The following is an 18,520-nucleotide window of genomic DNA, read 5'->3' on the forward strand; positions in this document are numbered from 1 at the left end:
TCAGGCGTCGATCATCGCGGCGATCGTGTCGACGACGCACGCCGGGCGATCGCTGCCCTCCACTTCGACGGTGACGCGAACCGTGGCCCGGCCGCCTTTGTCGTTGCGCTCAACCTTGAGCAGTTCGGCGCCAGCCCTGATGCGGGAATCGACCGGTACCGGGGCGGGGAAGCGCAGCTTGTCGCTTCCGTAATTGACTTGCATCGCCAAGCCGGTTACCCGGTAGATCTGTTGCACGAGAATGGGTACCAGCGACAAGGTCAGATAGCCGTGGGCGATGGTCTTGCCGTAGGGACCGGCGGCCGCCTTCTCAGGGTCGACATGGATCCATTGATGGTCACCGGTCGCCTCGGCGAACAAGTCGATTTCCTTCTGCGTGACCTGGCGCCAGTCGCTGAAACCAAGGTGCTCGCCGACGTGAGCCTCGAAGTCGGCGATTCCGTCGTAAACCTTCGGGGATGTGCGCGCCCGGGTCATGCCGGAACCTTGAGCCCCAACTGCTCGATAGCGTTGCCTCCCATGATCTTCGCCTTGGCGGCCTCGGAGACACCGTCGAGCCGGTCGACAAAGCTCAGCGGATCACCGATGCCCTCGGGGTGCGGGAAATCGGAGCCGAACATCACGTGATCCTCGCCCATGATGTCGATAATCCCCTTGAGGTCGTCCTCGAGGAACGGATGGATGTAGATGTTTCGCTTGAACACCTCGACCGGGTGCTCGTCGAACTCCTTGGGCATGATCTTGTACGCGGTGTTGAGCTGCTCGAGCAGATTGCGGACCCACCCGCTGCCGTTCTCGACGCAGAAGATCTTCAGATCGGGGAAGCGCGACAACGCGCCGTGGCAGATCATCGCGGCCAGGGTGTCCTCGATGGCGCGGTGGCCCATCACGACTTCGCGTAACGCGCTCGGCTTGAAGGACAGATACTCGTCGCCGCCTTCCCACTCCATGAGGTGTTTTTGGTAGCCGCTGTCCGAGGCGTGCATGGTGACCGGCATGCCGGCGTTGACGACCTCTTCCCAGAACGGGTCGAACTCGGGGAGGCCCATGGAGCGCGAACCGCCGAACCGGCTGGGCACGGGTGCGGGCCGCACCAGGAATGTCTTCATGCCGCGCTCGAGGCCCCAGTGGAATTCCTTGATGGCTTCGTCCACCAGGGGCAGGCAGATCACGGGGGTGGCGAAGATCCGGTCGTGGTAGTTGAACGTCCAGTGCTCGTGCATCCACTCGTTGAGCGCATGAATGATCGCGTGCGTGAGGATGACGTCGTCGGTCGTGCGTTCCTCGATGAGACTGGCGAGCGTCGGATACATGACGCACTGATCGATGCCGAGTTCGTCCATCAGTTCCAGTCGCGGCGCGGGTGACTGGTATGCCGGGATGACATCCATTGCCTCGCCGATGAATTCGCGGAAGTTGAGGCCTTCGGGATTGTTGCCCAGGAAATAGTCCTCCGCGCTGCCCGGCCTGGCGACTCGCTCGAACGTCGGGTTGGGGATCATGTGGCTGATGTGGTCCTTGACGACGAGTTTGGGTCGGCCGTTGACCTCGACGTAGCCGACCTTTCCGCGGTGCTCCTTCGGCAGGTACTTGGTGAGCGCGTCCGTCGTCTCGTACATGTGGTTGTCGATGTCGAAAACCGGGTACGGCAGAGACCGGGGTGACATGAGGCTATCCCTCCTCCGAGCAGCGAATATGATCGTTTACGATAAGTGAGAACGACGTTATCACTTTGGCTTTTCAACATCCAGACGGGGTCAGGACGCCGGGATCCCTTTCCACGCGTCAATCACGGCATCGGTGGTGGTCACCGTGGCGAGCAGGGACAGCGTGTTATCGATGATGGACTCGGCGTACTCCCGTGGATACCCGCTCACCGCGTCACGCGGCAACACGAACTGATAGCTGCGGTTCACCGCGTCCATCGCGAAGTTCTGGATGGCGATGTTGACCGAAACGCCCACTCCCACAATGGTCTTGATGTTCATGTTCCGCAGCACCGAGTCAAGATCGGTACCCGTCATCGGTCCGACGCCGTGGGTGCGGGTCAGCACGAGGTCGCTGGGTACCGGACCGAGTTCGGGCAGGACCGATGCGCCGGGGCTGCCGGGAGTCAGGTCGGCGGCGAACGATTTTCCGGCCATGAACAGCCGGGCATTGCTGTTCGATCCCCGGTTGTCCGGGCGCTTCTCGATCAGGCAGTGCACGACCGCGACACCGGCCGCCCTGGCGGCGCCGAGCAGCCTGGCGATGTTGGGAATGGCTTCGCGCCGGGCCTCTTCGGCGAGCAATGGAAGGCCGGCCTGCGGCCCGATCACCCCGCCCTGGCACTCCTGGGTCACCAGCGCGGTGGTTGCGGGATCGAGCATGGCTTGAAGGCTGGGTTGTGGCATGAGAATAGACGTTATCGTGTGCTGGAACTCAATTTCCACGAGGAGGACCGATGGAGGCTTGGGAGCTTGAAGTGCGGGAGTCGGTACGGCAGACTTTGGCCGACTACACCGCCGCCACCGATCGATTCGATCTTCGTGCGCTGGCGGCGTGTTTCTGCGACGAGGGAGTGCTGGAATTCACCGGCGGTGCCGAGCGCTTGACGGGGCCCGCGCAAATCGAGGCCGGCCTCGGCGCCGCGGTGACCCGGCCTTCGACACCGGGCCAGCCGGCACGGCGCGCTCCGACCCACGTCCGCCACCATGTCTCCAGCATTCGGTTCGGGTCGGTGGCAAACACCAGGGTCGAGGTCAGCAGTTACTTCGCGGTCCACACCGACATCGGACTCGACCACTGGGGCCGCTACCGCGACGTTCTTGTGCCCCTGAATGGTCGGTGGCTGTTCGCCCATCGCCGGATCAGTGTGGACGCGTTCGCGGCCGACAGCCTGATGGCCTAAGGGTCATGCCGTGATGAACTCCTTGGCGAAAGCGCGCGAACGTTCGATGAGTTCGCTCCGGTCGGAGCCGGACGGGGCGATGGTCAACCAGGTGACCCCGGCGGCAGCGAGCCGCGCGATGATGGCGTGACGTTCGTCGGCCGATCTGCTGTCCTCCAAGAGGTTTCCCGCGGAGAAGCAGATGTCCAGCGGTGCGGTGCGGCCGATTTGGGCCGCGTACTGCTTGGCCCAGCCGATCGCGACCTCCAAATCCTCGATGGTCGAGATCTCCGCGGTGCGCGATGCGGCGGCGTAGCCGAACGTGTTGAACGGCGCCCACCCCTGAGCGCGCGATACCGCCCGGCGCACGGCCGGCTTGCTGTTGCCGCCGACCCATACCGGTGGGGGAGTCGTCGGCAGCGGGCGCAGCCGAACACCGCGGGCGGCGAATGACGTCCCCTGGTAGGCGATGTCCTCACCGGTGAGCACCTTGTCCAGCACGTCCAGCGCCTCATCGAGCAGAGCGCCGCGGTTGTCGAAATCGATTCCGAGCGCCTTGAATTCGGGTTTGAGATATCCGGCGGCAGTTCCGAGGATGAGGCGCCCGTTGGACAACGCCGCGAGGCTCTGGATCGATTTGGCGCCGAGAAACGGATTGCGGTAAGCGGCGATGTAGACATTGGTCAACAGCTTGACGTCGGTCGTTGCGGCGGCCGCGAAAGCCAACGCGACGAACGGATCAAGGGCGTGGTGGCCGCCGTGGTCGAGCCACTTCGCATCGGGTGCGGGGTGATCGGTGACGTGGACGGCTGCGAACCCGCTCTCCTCGGCCACTCGCGCGATTTCGGCGATCGCTTCAGCGGTTACGAACTCATCGACCGTTTCGACACGATGAGTCGGCAGTTCGAGGGAAAAGGAGACGGTCACGAGGATCCTTTCATTCAGAGACGAGCGTGGCCAGGCGCTGCGCGTGGTAGTCCGGGTCGCCGAAGATCAGCTGACTGGCCTTGGCGCGCCGGACGTACAAATGGGCGTCGTGTTCCCAGGTGAAGCCGATTCCGCCGTGGATGCGCATGTTGTCGAGCGCAACCTGCAGGAAGGCTTCCGAACACACCATCTTCGCGACCGACGCGGCGGTCGGGAGATCATCGGTGCCGGCCACTGCGGCCGCATGCGATTGGGCCGATCGCGCGCCCTCCACCTGAACCAACATGTCCGCGCACCGGTGCTTCACCGCTTGGAAACTACCGATCGGCCGACCGAACTGAATTCGATTCTTGGCGTAGTCGACGGCCATATCGAGGCACCGTTGCGCCGCGCCGACCTGTTCGGCCGTCAGCGCGACGAGCGCGAGGTCCGATGTGCGGGCAAGGAAGTTCGCGGCACCACCGTCTGTTCCGATCAGCTCCGCCGGTGCGCCGTCGAACTGCACCCGCGCCACCTTGCGGGTGCGGTCGAGTCCGGCCAACGGCGTGCGACAAAGCCCCTCTGGCCCGGCACGTACCGCGAACAACGACACGCCCGCGTCGGTGATGGCCGGCGCCAAGACGACGTCCGCGGTGTGACCGTCGATAACGAGCGGCGCCTCACCACGGATCCGATAACCGGCGCCCCGGCGGTCGGCCCGCAACGTCACGGCATCCGGGTCCCACGCGCCGAGTTGGCCGTTGAGGATCAGCGTCGCGGTGGTGGAACCGTCGACGAACCCAGGAACGAACCGCTCCACCGCCGCGTCGTCCTCGCTGGCGAGAATGGCCTGGGTCGCCAGCGCCACGGTGGCGAAGAAGGGGGAGCACACCAGCGCGCGTCCCATTTCCTCGAACACCACCGCAAGTTCGACCACACCGGCACCGGCCCCGCCCCATCGTTCCGGCACGACTATGCCCTGCAGTCCCAACTCGCCCGCCATCTGGCGCCACGACGCCTCGTCGTACCCGATGTCCGTCGCCATCAGCTTGCGAACGGTCTCGCTGGGCGATGTCGCGCTCAAGTAGTCGCGGACGACGCTGCGAAGTTCGTCGACCTCACTTGACGGCACGCCGGGCCTCCCGGTTCGGCCTCACCCGGGCTGCTGCGGGATCTGTGATGCGCAACGCGGCAGACCGAACGCTCAGCGGTGCCCACCCGATCATGTTGTCGTACAGCGGTTTTGATGGAGTCATGTCTTCCTTTGCGCGATCGCGGCTGACGCCGGCGTCCCTCACTCGGGCGCCTGGCCATCCCGCGCGAGATGGCCATTGTCGGATCAGGATAGTATGTTTTGTGAAAATAGAGAATAATCATTCTCGCGCTTAAGGAGCGAAGCGGTGACGACGAAACTCGACTACGGCATCTTTGACTGCGACACCCACTGCTACGAGACGCGGGACGCGTTCACCCGTTATCTGCCGGAGGAGTTTCGGGACCGGGCGATCACCACCGTGCGCGGAGCGGACGGCGTCGAGGTGATCCTTGCGGGACATCGGGTCGCCACGTTCAACAGCGAAGGGGGACTGGGCCTCGATGTCGCTTATCGGCCGGGCTCGCTCAAGGAGATGCTCAAGCAGATGGGATCGGGCAACCCCGAGGAGTCCTACGAGCCGCAACCCATGCAACCGGAATTCATCGAGCGCGGTGCACGCCTTGCCGTCATGGCGGAGCAGAACATCGAGCGTATGGTCATCTATCCCAGCGGTATGGCCCTGGCCGCCGAACACTACGTCGACGACACAGCGGCACTGTACGCCAACCTGCGCTCGTTCAACCGATGGTTCGACGAAGAGTGGGGTTTCAACTACGAAGACAAAATTTTCGCCACGGCGCTGATGTCGTTGCGCGACTTGGATTCTGCGATCGCCGAGACGGAGGCCATCATCGCGCAGGGCGCAAAGTTCGTGCTGTTGCCGACCGGGCCGGCTTACGGTCGATCGCCTGGCGACCCGTACTTCGACCCGATTTATGCACGCTTGCAGGAGGCCGGCTGCATCCTGGTGTTCCACATCATGCCGTTCTGGTACTTCAATGCGATCTCGCCCGCCTGGGGACAAAACTCCGACCCGGCTTCTTGGCACATGTCGGCGTGGCAGTGGATGAATGTCTACGGCCAGCGCCCGATCGAGGAGACGTTGTCCGCTCTCATCTTCGACAACCTCTTCGGTCGCTTCCCGGGCCTGAACGTCCTCGTCGCCGAGCACGGGGCGGAATGGGTGCCGTTCTTCGTCAAACACATGGACAAGAGCAGAGGGATGGGCCGCAACGGGCCTTGGATTGGTGGGAAGCTGACGGAGCGGCCTTCGGCGATCTTCCGCCGTCATGTCCGTGTCGTGCCGTACCCCGAGGACGACATCCCAGGAATCGTCGCGGGCTTGGGATACGACGACTGCTTGGTGATGGGCTCGGATTACCCGCACGCCGAAGGCCTGGCCGTGCCGGCCGAATTTGCCAAGCTGCTCGACCCGCTCGACGACGCCACCAAGCGGCGGATCATGCGTGACAACGCCGACCAGTTGCTCTCCCGGAGCTAACCGCCCGATGGCAGACGACGACGTCGACCTCGACCTGCTGCGCGGGTCTGCGCGGGAGTTTTTGGCCGAGCGCGGCGAAAAGGAATCCGTCAAGGACCTTGCCGCGATGGACTGGACCGCGCTGCTCGTCGGTGAGGAGGCGGGTGGCGCAGGCTGGCGTCCCGTCGAAACGTGCGTCATAGCCGAAGAACTCGGACGAGCGAACGACAGGTCGGCATGGTTCGGTACCACAATGTCGGCCGGCGCGCTTGCCTCGGCGCCCGCCGATGTGAGGGAACAGTTGCTCCCCGGTCTGCTCGCCGGCACGACGGTAGCGGGCTTCGCCGCCGCGGACGCCTCCGCACGGATCATTCGCGGCAATGAAGTCGACATCATTGTGCTTCTGGGACGCAACGGAATTCACCTGATTCGTGACCCGGATCCCGCGCGGACGGTGCTGGACGGCGACCTGCTTGACGTCACCAGAACGGTCTGGCGTATCGACCTCACCGACGCGCCCAGCACCCTGATCGGGCCGCCCGGCAGGGCCACAGAGCTGATGGCCGTGGCTCGGCTGCTCGTTTCCGCCGACTCCTTGGGCGCCGCCTCGATGACCCTTGAACGTCTGACGGCATACCTGCGGGAGCGCGTGGCGTTCGGGGCGCCGATCGCGAGCTTCCAAGCGATTCAGCACCGGCTCGTCGAGCTGCTGGTCTTCGAGGTCAAAGCCCGGGCCGTCATCATGAAAGCGGCGCGCGCCATAGCCTCCGGCGACGAAAGGGCGACCGCCCTGGCGGCGGCCGCGCACGCGTTCGTGGCGGCGAAAGCATCGGCCGCCGTGGACGAATGCATGCAACTGTCTGGCGGCATCGGATTCACTTGGGAGTACCCGCTGCACTACGAACTGCGTCGCGTCTTCACCAACTCTCACCTGATCGGCACGGCGCGGTCGAGTCGCGCGCTGCTGGCGGAGGTGTCCGGCTGGTGAGCGCTTTCGTCAACCGGCCCACCGAGGCGCAGCTGACCGAGTTCAGGCATCGCGTCAGGGCACACATCGCCGAACACGCACCGGCGATCGAGGCGCGCGAAGGCCACCGAGCGCCCGAGACCGCCGAGCAGGAAGCCCTGTTGCGCACGTGGTTCGCCGGCTTGTTCGAGGCGGGGTTTGCCGGTGCGGACTGGCCGGTCGAATACGGCGGTCGCGACGACTACCACCCGCTGCACGACCGCATCGTGAGCGAGGAGATCCTGCGCGCCCGCGCGCCGCGCCCGGTGGACCAGGTGAACCTGGCCGCCCATGTCCTTCTGCACTTCGGGTCCGACGAGCAGAAACGAATGCTGCTGCCATCGATTCGGCGCAGCGAACATGTCTGGTGCCAGTTGCTCAGCGAGCCCGACGCCGGCAGCGACATCGCCGGAGTGCGCAGCCGCGGTACGCGGCAAGACGACGGCAGCTGGCGCCTCGACGGGCAGAAGACCTGGATCACCGACGGCCACTGGGCCGACATGGGCCTCGCTCTGATGCGCACCGACCCGGCGTCGTCGCGCCACCACGGCCTGTCGGTCTTCGCCGTGCCGCTCTCGGCAGACGGCGTCGAGGTTCGTCCGATCCGCACGATCGGTGATGCGATCGAGGTCAATGAGGTCTTCCTCACCGGAGTCCGCGTCGGTGCCGAGAGCCTGATCGGCGCAGCGGGCGACGGCTGGTCAATCATCATGGCGGGCCTGGACTTTGAACGATTCGGCATCGGTGGAAACGTCGTTCTGCTGGAACTGTTGATCGATGATCTGGTCGTCGTGGCCCGCCACGCGCAGGTCGACGGCGCACCCGCGCTGGAGTCCGCCGACATACGCCAGAAGGTCGCCGAGTTGGCCGTGGAGGTCGAAGTGGCCAAGGCGTTCATCGACGATCACGTGGAGCGGCTGACATCGGGCGACGAACGACCGGGTGACGGCTCGATCGCGAAGTTGAGTTTTGCGGAGACATACCACCGCGTCGCGGCTTACGGCGCCCAGTTGGCGGCGTCCGCGACCGTCGCCGGGGTCGCGGACCCGGAGGTGCAGAACGCCAAACAACGGTTGCGGGAATGCTGGTTGTGGTCGCGCGCCTACACGATTTCGGGCGGCAGTTCGGAGATGATGCGCAACATTCTTGCCAAGCGCCGACTGCACCTGCCGAGCCGATGACCTCACGTCCTGCGGCGCAGACCTACTGGTCCCTGGTGGAGACCGCCGCGCGGGCGCACCCCGACTGGGTTGTCCTCGCGGACGACTATGGGCGCAGCCTGTCGTGCGCGCAGCTGCGGGACTCCGCACTGACTTGTGCGGCGGCGCTGGCGCAGCGGGGGATCGGTGCGGGCACGGTGGTGTCCTGGCAACTGCCGACCACGCTGGAGACGATGGTCGTCATGACGGCGCTGGCGCGCCTCGGTGCGGTGCAGAACCCGGTGCTGCCGATATGGCGGGAGAGCGAACTGCGGTTTGTGACAGCACAACTCGGGACCGAAGTCATCATCGTCCCGGGATTGTGGCGCGACTTCGACCACACCGCGCTCGCGTATCAGCTCGCCCGTGAACGTGCCGGTGAGCGGCCCATGTCCGTCGTGGTCGTCGACCACGACGCACCCGTCACCGGCGGGCTTCGGCTGCCGGTGGGGGAACCAAAAGAGCTGCCTCCACCGCCGCGCGGCGGCGAGGAACCGCGGTGGATCTACTATTCGTCGGGCACGACGGCGGCACCGAAAGGAGCGCGGCACTGCGACCGGTCGGTCATCGCCGGTTCGGCAGGGGTCATCGGGATCGTCGGGGCGTCCAGTCGCGACGTCAACCCCATCGCGTTTCCGGTTTCGCACATCGGAGGCGCCGCGATGCTCGCCGCGGCCCTGCTCACCGGGATGAAGCTGGTGCTGTTCGACGCCTTCGACCCCGTCGAGACCCCTGTCGCCATCGCGGCGCACCGCCCGACTCTGCTGGGCAGCGCGACGCCTTTCTTCGTCGCCTTCATGGCGGCGCAGGCGAAGCATGGCGACGAACCGCTCTACCCCGATCTGCGGGGCTGCGTCGGAGGGGGTGCGCCAATCACCGCCGAGCTCGGTCACCAAGTGCGACAAACGCTTTCGGTCGACGGCGTGGCCAATGCGTGGGGCTTGACCGAATTTCCGGTCGCCACCTCTCAGGCGCCGAACGGTCCGGCGGAGCTGCTGGATCACACCGTCGGCAAACCGGTGCCCGGCGTTGCGGTACGGGTCGTCGACGAAGCTGGACAGCAGGTGTCGCGTGGCACGGAGGGGGAGTTGCGGCTCAAGGGGCCGCAGTGCTTCCTCGGCTACGTCGACGCAACTCTGGATGCCCACGCGTTCGACGCCGAAGGATGGTTTCGCACAGGAGATCTGGGCCGCATCGACGACGACGGCAACGTCGTCGTCACCGGCCGGATCAAGGATGCGATCATCCGCAATGCGGAGAACATCTCGGCCTTGGAGGTCGAGGGTGTCCTGGCCAGCCACCCGGCGGTGGCCGACGTGGCGATCATCGGGGTGCCGGATGAGCGGACCGGCGAGCGTGTTTGCGCTGTCGTCGTCGCGCGCCCGGGTGTGGCGGTGACGCTTTCGTCGGTCTTCGATCACTGTCAAGCGCGGGGACTGAGCAAGCACAAAACGCCCGAACGACTCGAAATCGTGGATGCGCTGCCCCGGAATAGCACCGGCAAGGTCCTCAAGACCGAGCTGCGGGCGCGGTTCGGCTGAAGCACTTCATCGGGCCCGGCTAGACGCCGATGAGCTCCTTGAGGTTGCCGCCCATCACTCGTGCCCTGGTGTCCTCCGGAAGATCCTCGAGTTCCTTGACGAAATCCGCGGGCTCGGCCAGCCCCTCGGGGTGCGGGTAGTCCGAGCCGAACATCACCCGATCCGCACCCAGGATGTCGACGAGGTGCGACATGTCCTCCTCGTGGAACGGATTGATCCACACGTGTCTGCGGAAGACATCGCAGGGATGCTCGCTGAAGTCGTATGGCCTCTTGCGGTATACGCGGTCGAACACGTCCAACAGGCGGTGTGCCCACGAGCCGCCGTTCTCGACCACGCCGATGCGTACCCCGGGGAAGCGCTCGAACACCCCGTGCGCGATGAACGCCGCAAGAGTGTCGAAGATGTTTCGGCTCTCCTCGTAGATGAAACCACGCAGCTTGCTCAGCGCGAATCCGTTGAACTCCGTGGCTTCCTCCCAGTCGTCGACGTAGCGCTCATAGCCGGAGTCCGAGTTGTGCATCTGCACCGAGATACCCGAATTCTCGACCAGTCGCCAGAAATCGTCGAACTCCGGCAGCGCCGGTGACCGCGACGTGCCGTCCTCGCGCGGAACGGGTGCCGGCCGGATCAATACCGTCCGGGCGCCATTGTTCAGGCACCATTCGAGTTCCTGCACGCCCAGCGCGGGATCGTTCAGCGAGATCGCAGGAACGGGGAAGATCCGGTCCTGGTAGTTGAATGTCCAGTCGTCGAGTAACCACCGATTGAACGCATGCGTGACCGCGTGGGTGAGCTCGGTGTCGGATTTGGTCCGTTCTTCGAGCATGCCCGCTGTCGTCGGGAACATCACGGCGCCGTAGACGCCCTGCCGGTCCATCAGCGCCAGGCGTAGGTCGGGCCGCCTGAACTCATCGGGGCAGCGGATCGGTTCGGCGAGCTCCCGCAACGTCTTGCCCTCTGGGTTTATGCCCCGGAAGTAATCGGACCAGGCGCCGGGTGTGGGGATCACCTCGTATGTCGGGTTGGGGATGCACTCCGTGACCGTGCCCAAGATCTGCAACTTCTTGCGCCCGTTGACGTCGATGAATTTCAGCGCCTCGGAGTATTTCTCCGGCAGATATCGCGTGTAGGCGTCGATCGTCTCGTACATGTGGTTGTCGGCGTCCCAGACCTCAAACGCTTTGTCGTCGCTCACCAGCACCTCCAGCAGGCGTGAGAATATTGATTCTCAATCATAGCGAACGTTGGTATCTGCAGCGAACGGGCTCAGAGGTTCATGAAATGGCCGCCATCGACACCGAGGGTTTGCCCGGTGACGTAGCGAGCGGCGGGACCGATAAGGTATGCCACGGCTGAGCCGATATCGATTTCGGGGTCTCCGATGCGTCCCAGCGGGATTCGGCGTGCCAGCCTTTCCTCCATCGCCGGCTCGGCGCTTATCGCCAAGGTCATCGCGGGTGAATATGCCAGCGGTGAAACAACATTCACCGTGATGCCGTGAGGGGCCCATTCCCGCGCGAGGCTCTTGGCGAAACCGCGCAACGCGCCCTTCATTGTGGCGTAGAGCGGCAGGGTCGCGCTGCCTTCGCTGCCGGCGGGCGAGGTCATGACGAGGAAGGTGCCGCCCCGCTTCTTCAACGCGGGAAATGCTGAAACGGCGCAGAAGTGCGCTCCACGAAGTGACACCGAGTAGTGGTCGCCCCAAACGGAACGATCGACATCAGCCAGTTGGTGCGGCTGGCTCGAGGCGTTGCTCGTGGCGTTGTGCACCACGGCATCGAGCCGCCCGGTGGTCGCCAGGGACAGCTGTATCGCGCCCGCCACTGCGTCACCGTCGGTCACATCGCATCGTGCCCACGTCGCATCGTGGCCCCGCGCGGTGATTTCCTCGGCGACGGCCAACCCGGTCTCGGACCGGGTGGCGACGACGACGTGCGCCCCGGCCGAGGCGAGAGCCATGGCGATGCCGCGGCCAACCCCGGCGCCCGAACCAGTCACCAGCGCGGTGAGACCGTGCAGGCTCATGGCAGCATCACCGCCCCTCCGTCGGCGACGATCGTCTCGCCGACGAGGTGATCGATATCCGGCCGCAAGAGGAATTTCACCGCCTCGACGACGGTGTGGAGAAGCGTCGAATCGTCGTGGACCACAGCCGCGGTGAGGTGCGCGGTAAAAGAGTCCATTTCGGGCGTGAACAGTCGCAGAGGGGCCGCGACCAGGTTGACGGACACGCCTTCGCGCTTCCATTGCCGCGCAGCGGATTTCGCCATCGCGCGGATGCCTTCCACTGCGGTGGTGTACGCCACCAGTCGGGCCGCGCCCGCCATGCCGATTGTCGGCACGACAACGACGATTCGTCCCCCGTGCGGTGCTAACGCGGACCGTGCCCGCTGGAGCGCAGCGAGGGCGGGCCACATCATCCCGTCGACGATGTGATCCCATTCCTCGCCACTGAGGCCGGCCGCGTCGGACGGCCGCGGGGCCGGATCGGTACCGACGACTACGACCGCTCCGGTGATGCCCGATGCCAGCCCACGTCCGGGTACCGCGACGATGCCGTCGAGTCCGTCTGCCAGCTCGCGCGCCAGACCGTCGGCCGCGCCCAAGACGACTGTGGACGACGCCACGTCATCGACTCGGCTGGCGCGCTAGGCGGTCATCGTGAATTTTCACCAACTCCCTGAACCCGATACGTACGTACCGGGGTTTGGGTTGGATGCCCCAGTCGTCGCGGGCGGTGTGCTGGCCGGCCGCTTCGGGTGCTCCCCCGAACGGGGGCCCACCGAGTGGATAGGGCTGTTGGCACTGGAGACTGTCGTCGGAGAAGCGCACCTTCATGAGCTCACTGCAGATCTCGGTCAGCGATAGCGTCGGCCAGCCGTACCAGACCGCCATCACAGGTACGGTCAACGAGCCCTCGATGACCAGCCCGAACAGGCAGACGTACAGCCCGCGTTTGAGCCATTTGTGCATTCGCGCCCACGTCGGGGTGGTTCCGACCGGCAACGGCTCGACCGAATCCTCGGTCCCCACACTGGAATTAGACACGGCGGTCCCTCCTTCGGTGCTAGTCGGAAAAGATCTCTCGGTTGACGGTGTGCAGGTACGGGATCGCGAGGAACGGCGTCACGTAGAAGATGTTGAATGCCCACCACCCGAGAACCGGTAGCCCGACTGCCGTATAGCGGACGTCGGCGTACATCGTCATGTTGAGGATGTAGCCGGTCCACACGATCACTCCGAACCAGCACGTCACGATCGTCCACTGGTGGCCCCAGCGTCTCATTTGGAGCAGCCCGATGGCGGCGGCGATGCGCATGGGAAAGGCGATCAGCACGCAGACCATGACCCAGGCCTTCTCGCCTGGCGCAGCGGCTCCGCCGATCCAGAGTTCGTTGTAGTGCCAGAAGTAGCCGGCGTCGATGAGGTTGCCCCATGCGGTGAAGACCGTGCGGGTGATCAGGGCGTGGTTGGCGAATAAATCGAGCGCCCAGCCGATGCTGTTGAGCGCGGCGTCGAGGATGATGACGTATCCGATGAGCGTGACCATCATTGGCCGAACCGACAGCCCGTCGCGCTGCGCCTTTCTCAACAGATAGATCCCTCGGCAAAATATGGGCAGGCCGACGATGCCGAGGACGAGGGTGCCCATGAGCGCGGTGCCGGCGATGCACCATCGATCCGCGCGCCGTTGCATCTCACGCGTTTGTGCCTCGTGCTCGTCCATGGCGGTCGATCGGGTTGGACTCGTCATTGATCACCAATCCCTCGTGAGATACATCTGGAGCTGGATCGCGAACATCGCGATCAGCACTCCGTAGATGAAGACCTGGAACGCGATCAATCCACGTTTGCGTCGTCGATCCTGCTCGTCCACTGTGTCTCCTGCGTCTATCAGAAGGTGCCGATGTTGGCCAGCATCCAGTAGAAGAATGCGACAAGGCCACACATCACTGCCCAGGTCACAGCCAGTCTTACCAGTTCCTGCCACATGAGACCCTCCTAGCGGGGTGACGACTTGCCACCAAACGTTAACATCACTCTCAGAAATGAGAACAATCGTTTTCGTCGCGTAGGCGTTGGAGGGAAAGGGTCACACGTCCGCGAGCGCAGCGAGGTCGCGTTTGACCACCTTGCCGACATCGTTGCGGGGCAGCTGTTCGACGAACACGATGCGTACCGGAACCCGGTAGGGCGTCAGACGCTCTCGACACCACGACACGAGGCCGGCCTCGGAGACCGACTCATCGCCTCTGACGACGAACGCCCACGGCACCTCCCCGAGCCGCTCGTCCGGAACGCCGACGACGGCGGCTTCGCGCACCCCGTCGGCGGCCAGCAAGACGTCCTCTACCGTGCCGGGAAACACTTTGAGGCCACCACGATTGATCATGTCCGATACTCGGCCGTCGAGCCACAGAAAGCCGTCGTCGTCGAACCACCCGAGGTCGCCGGTGTGGAACCAGCCGTCGTCGGTCAGCCGGTCCAGGAAGGCTGGATCGATCTTCCGGGCGGCCGTCGTGGGCGTGCGGACCATCACCTCGTCGTCGGCGATTGTGACGTCGATGCCGGGCAGCGGCCTGCCGACCGAACCCAGTTTGGTCTCGCCCCACTCCCGGGCGTCGGCGGCCGACCAGCCCACCACCTCGCCCCCGAGTTCGGTCTGGCCGTAGGAGTTCAGCACGATCACCCCGAACTTGTCGCGGAACCGGCGCGCCTGCACGGGCGACAGGGGAGCGGTGATCGACCGCACGATCTTCAGTGGCGAGAGGTCGGCCAGCGAGTCGTCGTGCAGAACCATGGTCAGCGCCGGGGGCGGCAGCACCGTGGATCGCAGCTGGTGGCGCCGGACCAGCGCGGCGAAATCCGTCGGTGAGAACCGGTCCATCAGCACGACGCCCGAACCGGCCCGGAACGCGAACAGCACCTGGTAGATGCCGGCCCACAGCGACAACGACAAGGGCACCAGGTTCGGCATGGGGGGCCTCTTCGGTGGGGCCGACGCATTTTCCAAGCCAGGTTTCGTGCCGCGAAGTTTGGCCAGCAGCCGGTCGATCAGATCGAGCACCGTGCTGTGACGAAGCGGCACCGGCTTCGGCGGTCCCGTGGTGCCGGAAGTGAACTGCAGCAGCGCGACGTCGTCGTCGTAGCACGGCTCGCCGGCCGGATGGCCTGACGACGCGACCCTGGTCCACGACAGCGCCTCGCCGGTGATTACGGGCAGGTGATGAGTCGAGAAACGTTGTGCGAGTGCGGGGGTCGTGATGATGGCAACGGGGCGCAGCGTTTCCAGCTGGGCGAGGATCTCGGGATCGGCCGCCCTGGGGTTTAGCGGTGTGTACACGCCGCCGGCGTGCCACGTGCCGAACAGCGCGGCGATGGTGGTGGCGTCGTTGGGCAGCATCGCGGCGACGACCTGTCCCGTCGCCAGCCCGGACTCGGCGAGCAGCTTGCCGAGTCGCTGGGCACTGGCCGACAGCTCGTCACGGGATACCTCGGCGCCGACCGTGTGCACCGCGACGTCGGGTAGACCGTCCAGCAGCGTTGCGAGGTTCACGAATCAGCCTCCAGGGGAGCCCAGTTCGGAGTTCGCTTGTCCGCGAAGGCCAGAGGGCCCTCGTTCTGGTCCGGATGGCCCCACATCGATGTCAGGTGTTTCGCACCTTCGCGGCACGCATCGGTGAGGCCGTATTCGAGCGCGCCCCATAGTGCCCGTTTGGTGGCGCGCATCGCCGAGGGCGAATTCTTGGCGATCTTCTCGGCGAGCTCCTGGGCGGCGTCACGCAGCTTGTCGGGCGGGTCGATCACCTGGCTGATCATGCCGAGTTCGTAGGCGCGCTGGGCGGTGAGCCGTTCGTGACTGCCGACGAGTGCCATCCGTAACACCGCTTCGGCGGGCATCTTTCGCATCAGTGCGATGGTCTCCAGCGCGCTGACCTGACCGATCGAGACGTGGGGGTCGACGAAGGTCGCATCCGACGACGCGATGACGATGTCGGCGTCAGCCACCCAGTGCAGCCCGCCGCCCGCGCACACCCCATTGACGGCAGTGATGACCGGCTTCTCGACATTGCAGTGCCAGGCGCTCAGCTTCAGATCCAGTGTGCGCATGGTCTCCTGGAATTGCAGCACGGCCTCGCCGTCGAGGTCCTCGACATCGGCGCCCACCTGAAACGCCCGGCCGTTCCCGGTGTGCACGATGACGCGGACGTCGGGATCGGCGTTCAATTCCGCCCACGCCCTGGGAAATTCCTCGCGCATCACGGCGTCGTAGGCATTGAGACGGTCAGGGCGGTCGTTGATGATCCATCCGACGGGACCCCGTCGTTCAACGATGAGTCTGTGGTATGTCATGGAACCTCCGCTACGTCGGGCAGCGGTTGCCACTGCGGCGCACGCTTCTCGCGCCACGCCCGGACACCCTCGGCATGATCGGGGTGATTGCGGAGCCGCCAGATCTCCTCGGCGGCGTCGCTGCGCGCCTGCGTCATTCCGACTTCCAAACTGTGCCAGAGCGCCTTCTTCGTGGTGCGTATCGCGGTCGGCGAATTCGTGGCGATCGCGGCCGCGAGACGTCCCGCCGCCGCGCGGAGCTGATCGGCCGGCACCACCTCGGACACAATGCCCAACTGGTAGGCACGCTGCGCCGAGATGCGTTCACCCTTGCCGCTCAGTGTCATTCGCAGAACGGCCTCCATCGGCGACTTGCGCAGCAGCGTGATCGCCTCGTACGCGACGGCCTGCCCGATGGAGACGTGGGGGTCGGTGAAGGACGCCTGCTCGGCGGCGATGACGATGTCGGCGTCTGCGACCAGATGCAGGCCCCCTCCCGCGCACACCCCGTTGACCGCGGCGATCACCGGTTTCCACACGTCGCAGTGCCAGGACGAGATCTTCAGCTCGGCATCCCTGGTTCGGCGGGAGTGTCGTCGCATGGCCGCCTTGTCCCGCGCGACCTGGACCACGTCCATCCCGGTACAGAACGCCCTGCCGTTGGCGGCGTTGACGATCACCTTGACGTCCGGATCGGTATCGAGGTCGGCCCAGGCGGCCTCGAGCTCGTCGAGCATCAGCGCGTCGAAGGCGTTGCCCGCCTCGGGCCTGTCGAGGATCAACCAGCCGATCCCGTCGGCCTTGGACACGATCAAGCGTTCATAGGCGCTCACGAACGGGGAATGTCCTTCCAGGGCTTGCCCTTCCAGGGGTCCGGCTCCTTCGGCAAGCCGAGCACGCGTTCGCCGAGGATGTTCTTGTTGATGTCGGTGGTGCCGCCCTCGGTGCCGTTGGCGAGGCTGCGCATCATGCCCTGCACATCCCGCGGCAGAGCGTCCGGATCGTCGTGGGCAGGCCAGGCGATCGCATCCGTGCCCAGCAGATCGACCATGAGGTCCTGGATCTGCTGATTGATGGTGGCCTGGTGCACCTTGCCGATCGACGAGGCCGCGCCGGGGGACTGGCCGGCCGAAAGCGCTGCGCGCACGCGCTCATTGGTCCAGCCGCGTACCCGCTCTTGCGCCCACAAGCGCATCACCTTGTTCCTGATCACGGGATCTGCCCAGCGTCCGGTCTCCCTGGCGAGGATGATCAGTCGTTCGGCGCTCGACCCGCCGAGGCGGCCCATCCCACCCGAGCCCGAACCCGACACCATCTGTCGCTCGCTGGACAGCGTCGACGCACTCACGCGCCAGCCGTCGTTGACGGCGCCGACGCGGTGGACGTCGGGCACCCGCGCTCCGTCGAGGAAGACCTCGTTGAATTCGGCCTCGCCGGTGATCTGGCGAAGCGGTCGCACCTCGACGCCCGGCTGGTGCATGTCGAGCAGGAAGTACGTGATGCCCTTGTGCTTGGGCTGTTCGGGATCCGTCCGCGCCAACAGGATCGCAAAATCCGCCTGATCGGCCCACGTGGTCCACACCTTCTGACCGGAGATCACCCAGGAATCACCGTCGCGCACTGCGCGGGTGGCCAACGACGCGAGGTCGGAGCCAGCGCCAGGCTCGCTGAAGAGCTGGCACCACTTCTCCTCGTTGCGCACGATCGGCGGCAGGAAGCGCAGCCGCTGATCCTCGGTACCGTGGCTGAACAATGCTGCCGCCGCATTGTTGAGCCCCAAGGGATTCAGACGCGTCAGGCGAAGCGGGCGGAGCACCTCGTCGATCGCGCGCGCGACTTCGTTGCCAACACCCAGGCCGCCGTGTTCACGCGCCCACGTGGGTACGACTAGGCCGGATTCGGCGAAGGTCGGATACCACTGTTGGTAATCCGCAGGGCTGCGGACCGCCCGCAGGGTCGCGGGGTCCTTGGCCGCGGCCGAGCGCCAGGCGGCCGGAACCTCGGCCTCGATCCACTGCCGCACCGCCGCGACCGCATCGTCGACCGGCGTGTCAGGGCGGATCGGTAGTTGCGTCATGATCTCAACC

Annotated in this window: 19 protein-coding genes; 5 read left to right on the forward strand and 14 right to left on the reverse strand. The window is 65.4% G+C overall.

Annotation, left to right across the window (positions count from 1 at the left end):
- The 3 genes from P6281_RS09370 to P6281_RS09380 form a co-directional block, all read right to left on the reverse strand.
- On the reverse strand, window positions 1-477 hold the full coding sequence (locus P6281_RS09370) for a MaoC family dehydratase (protein WP_008255402.1): 477 nt from the start codon (window positions 475-477) through the stop codon (window positions 1-3).
- Entirely contained in the window at window positions 474-1,667 is a 1,194-nt protein-coding gene (locus P6281_RS09375) for an amidohydrolase family protein (protein ID WP_008255403.1), read from the reverse strand. The genes P6281_RS09370 and P6281_RS09375 overlap by 4 nt, the downstream gene beginning before the upstream one ends.
- 90 nt (window positions 1,668-1,757) lie before the next feature.
- Window positions 1,758-2,369, reverse strand: coding sequence for an isochorismatase family protein (locus P6281_RS09380; protein WP_009956502.1), 612 nt, complete (start codon window positions 2,367-2,369; stop codon window positions 1,758-1,760).
- A 74-nt stretch (window positions 2,370-2,443) separates the two neighbouring features.
- Here P6281_RS09380 and P6281_RS09385 point away from each other — a divergent pair, with 74 nt between their 5' ends.
- On the forward strand, window positions 2,444-2,890 hold the full coding sequence (locus P6281_RS09385) for a nuclear transport factor 2 family protein (RefSeq protein WP_008255405.1): 447 nt from the start codon (window positions 2,444-2,446) through the stop codon (window positions 2,888-2,890).
- A gap of 3 nt (window positions 2,891-2,893) precedes the next feature.
- On the opposite strand, the gene P6281_RS09390 is transcribed toward P6281_RS09385, so the two are convergent.
- Both P6281_RS09390 and P6281_RS09395 read right to left on the reverse strand, forming a co-directional pair.
- The gene (locus P6281_RS09390) at window positions 2,894-3,796 is read right to left on the reverse strand and encodes a TIGR03619 family F420-dependent LLM class oxidoreductase (RefSeq protein ID WP_008255406.1); all 903 of its coding nucleotides are present in this window, start codon (window positions 3,794-3,796) and stop codon (window positions 2,894-2,896) included.
- Window positions 3,797-3,806: 10 nt separating this feature from the next.
- Window positions 3,807-4,907: an acyl-CoA dehydrogenase family protein gene (locus P6281_RS09395; RefSeq protein WP_008255407.1), complete on the reverse strand. Its 1,101-nt coding sequence runs from the start codon at window positions 4,905-4,907 to the stop codon at window positions 3,807-3,809.
- 268 nt (window positions 4,908-5,175) lie between these two features.
- On the opposite strand from P6281_RS09395, the gene P6281_RS09400 reads away from it, so the two are divergent.
- Genes P6281_RS09400 through P6281_RS09415 form a run of 4 tightly spaced genes read left to right on the forward strand, consistent with a single transcriptional unit; the run spans window position 5,176 to window position 10,097 of the window.
- On the forward strand, window positions 5,176-6,372 hold the full coding sequence (locus tag P6281_RS09400; RefSeq protein ID WP_008255409.1) for an amidohydrolase family protein: 1,197 nt from the start codon (window positions 5,176-5,178) through the stop codon (window positions 6,370-6,372).
- Window positions 6,373-6,379: 7 nt separating this feature from the next.
- Window positions 6,380-7,339: an acyl-CoA dehydrogenase family protein gene (locus P6281_RS09405; RefSeq protein WP_008255411.1), complete on the forward strand. Its 960-nt coding sequence runs from the start codon at window positions 6,380-6,382 to the stop codon at window positions 7,337-7,339.
- A complete protein-coding gene (locus tag P6281_RS09410) occupies window positions 7,336-8,538 on the forward strand; it encodes an acyl-CoA dehydrogenase family protein (RefSeq protein ID WP_009956496.1) in 1,203 nt (400 codons plus the stop codon). Before P6281_RS09405 ends, P6281_RS09410 begins: the two co-directional genes overlap by 4 nt.
- The gene (locus P6281_RS09415) at window positions 8,535-10,097 is read left to right on the forward strand and encodes a class I adenylate-forming enzyme family protein (RefSeq protein WP_009956493.1); all 1,563 of its coding nucleotides are present in this window, start codon (window positions 8,535-8,537) and stop codon (window positions 10,095-10,097) included. Before P6281_RS09410 ends, P6281_RS09415 begins: the two co-directional genes overlap by 4 nt.
- Window positions 10,098-10,116: 19 nt before the next feature.
- Here the strand turns inward: P6281_RS09415 and P6281_RS09420 are convergent, their stop codons facing one another.
- The 9 genes from P6281_RS09420 to P6281_RS09460 all read right to left on the reverse strand — a co-directional run bounded on the left by P6281_RS09420 (window position 10,117) and on the right by P6281_RS09460 (window position 18,510).
- Window positions 10,117-11,301, reverse strand: a complete 1,185-nt coding sequence (locus P6281_RS09420; RefSeq protein WP_009956491.1) for an amidohydrolase family protein — start codon at window positions 11,299-11,301, stop codon at window positions 10,117-10,119.
- Between the two features lie 65 nt (window positions 11,302-11,366).
- Complete coding sequence (locus P6281_RS09425) at window positions 11,367-12,125, reverse strand: SDR family NAD(P)-dependent oxidoreductase (protein WP_014941653.1); 759 nt, start codon at window positions 12,123-12,125, stop codon at window positions 11,367-11,369.
- Window positions 12,122-12,727, reverse strand: coding sequence for an SDR family oxidoreductase (locus P6281_RS09430; protein ID WP_324738828.1), 606 nt, complete (start codon window positions 12,725-12,727; stop codon window positions 12,122-12,124). Before P6281_RS09430 ends, P6281_RS09425 begins: the two co-directional genes overlap by 4 nt.
- Window position 12,728: 1 nt before the next feature.
- A complete protein-coding gene (locus tag P6281_RS09435) occupies window positions 12,729-13,133 on the reverse strand; it encodes a hypothetical protein (protein ID WP_009956486.1) in 405 nt (134 codons plus the stop codon).
- Between the two features lie 34 nt (window positions 13,134-13,167).
- Window positions 13,168-13,827, reverse strand: coding sequence for a hypothetical protein (locus P6281_RS09440; RefSeq protein ID WP_009956485.1), 660 nt, complete (start codon window positions 13,825-13,827; stop codon window positions 13,168-13,170).
- A gap of 366 nt (window positions 13,828-14,193) precedes the next feature.
- Window positions 14,194-15,657 carry a class I adenylate-forming enzyme family protein gene (locus P6281_RS09445; RefSeq protein WP_014384326.1) on the reverse strand — a complete coding sequence of 488 codons (1,464 nt, stop codon included), beginning with the start codon at window positions 15,655-15,657 and terminating at the stop codon, window positions 14,194-14,196.
- Window positions 15,654-16,454, reverse strand: a complete 801-nt coding sequence (locus P6281_RS09450) for an enoyl-CoA hydratase/isomerase family protein (RefSeq protein WP_009956482.1) — start codon at window positions 16,452-16,454, stop codon at window positions 15,654-15,656. The genes P6281_RS09445 and P6281_RS09450 overlap by 4 nt, the downstream gene beginning before the upstream one ends.
- Window positions 16,451-17,266, reverse strand: a complete 816-nt coding sequence (locus tag P6281_RS09455; RefSeq protein WP_008255430.1) for an enoyl-CoA hydratase/isomerase family protein — start codon at window positions 17,264-17,266, stop codon at window positions 16,451-16,453. The genes P6281_RS09450 and P6281_RS09455 overlap by 4 nt, the downstream gene beginning before the upstream one ends.
- Window positions 17,263-18,510, reverse strand: coding sequence for an acyl-CoA dehydrogenase family protein (locus tag P6281_RS09460; RefSeq protein WP_014384327.1), 1,248 nt, complete (start codon window positions 18,508-18,510; stop codon window positions 17,263-17,265). Before P6281_RS09460 ends, P6281_RS09455 begins: the two co-directional genes overlap by 4 nt.
- Between the last annotated feature and the right edge of the window lie 10 nt (window positions 18,511-18,520).

The sequence above is a fragment of the Mycobacterium sp. 5-140-3-2 genome (genome assembly GCF_035666375.1).
GTDB classification, from domain to species: Bacteria; Actinomycetota; Actinomycetes; order Mycobacteriales; family Mycobacteriaceae; genus Mycobacterium; species Mycobacterium intracellulare.

Excerpts from the sequence above, each read along its gene's own strand:
- P6281_RS09370 (WP_008255402.1), bottom strand. The coding sequence starts at position 477 with ATGACCCGGGCGCGCACATCCCCGAAGGTTTACGACGGAATCGCCGAC.
- P6281_RS09375 (WP_008255403.1), bottom strand. The coding sequence starts at position 1,667 with ATGTCACCCCGGTCTCTGCCGTACCCGGTTTTCGACATCGACAACCAC.
- P6281_RS09380 (WP_009956502.1), bottom strand. The coding sequence starts at position 2,369 with ATGCTCGATCCCGCAACCACCGCGCTGGTGACCCAGGAGTGCCAGGGC.
- P6281_RS09385 (WP_008255405.1), top strand. The coding sequence starts at position 2,444 with ATGGAGGCTTGGGAGCTTGAAGTGCGGGAGTCGGTACGGCAGACTTTG.
- P6281_RS09405 (WP_008255411.1), top strand. The coding sequence starts at position 6,380 with ATGGCAGACGACGACGTCGACCTCGACCTGCTGCGCGGGTCTGCGCGG.
- P6281_RS09415 (WP_009956493.1), top strand. The coding sequence starts at position 8,535 with ATGACCTCACGTCCTGCGGCGCAGACCTACTGGTCCCTGGTGGAGACC.
- P6281_RS09425 (WP_014941653.1), bottom strand. The coding sequence starts at position 12,125 with ATGAGCCTGCACGGTCTCACCGCGCTGGTGACTGGTTCGGGCGCCGGG.
- P6281_RS09440 (WP_009956485.1), bottom strand. The coding sequence starts at position 13,827 with ATGGACGAGCACGAGGCACAAACGCGTGAGATGCAACGGCGCGCGGAT.
- P6281_RS09450 (WP_009956482.1), bottom strand. The coding sequence starts at position 16,454 with ATGACATACCACAGACTCATCGTTGAACGACGGGGTCCCGTCGGATGG.
- P6281_RS09460 (WP_014384327.1), bottom strand. The coding sequence starts at position 18,510 with ATGACGCAACTACCGATCCGCCCTGACACGCCGGTCGACGATGCGGTC.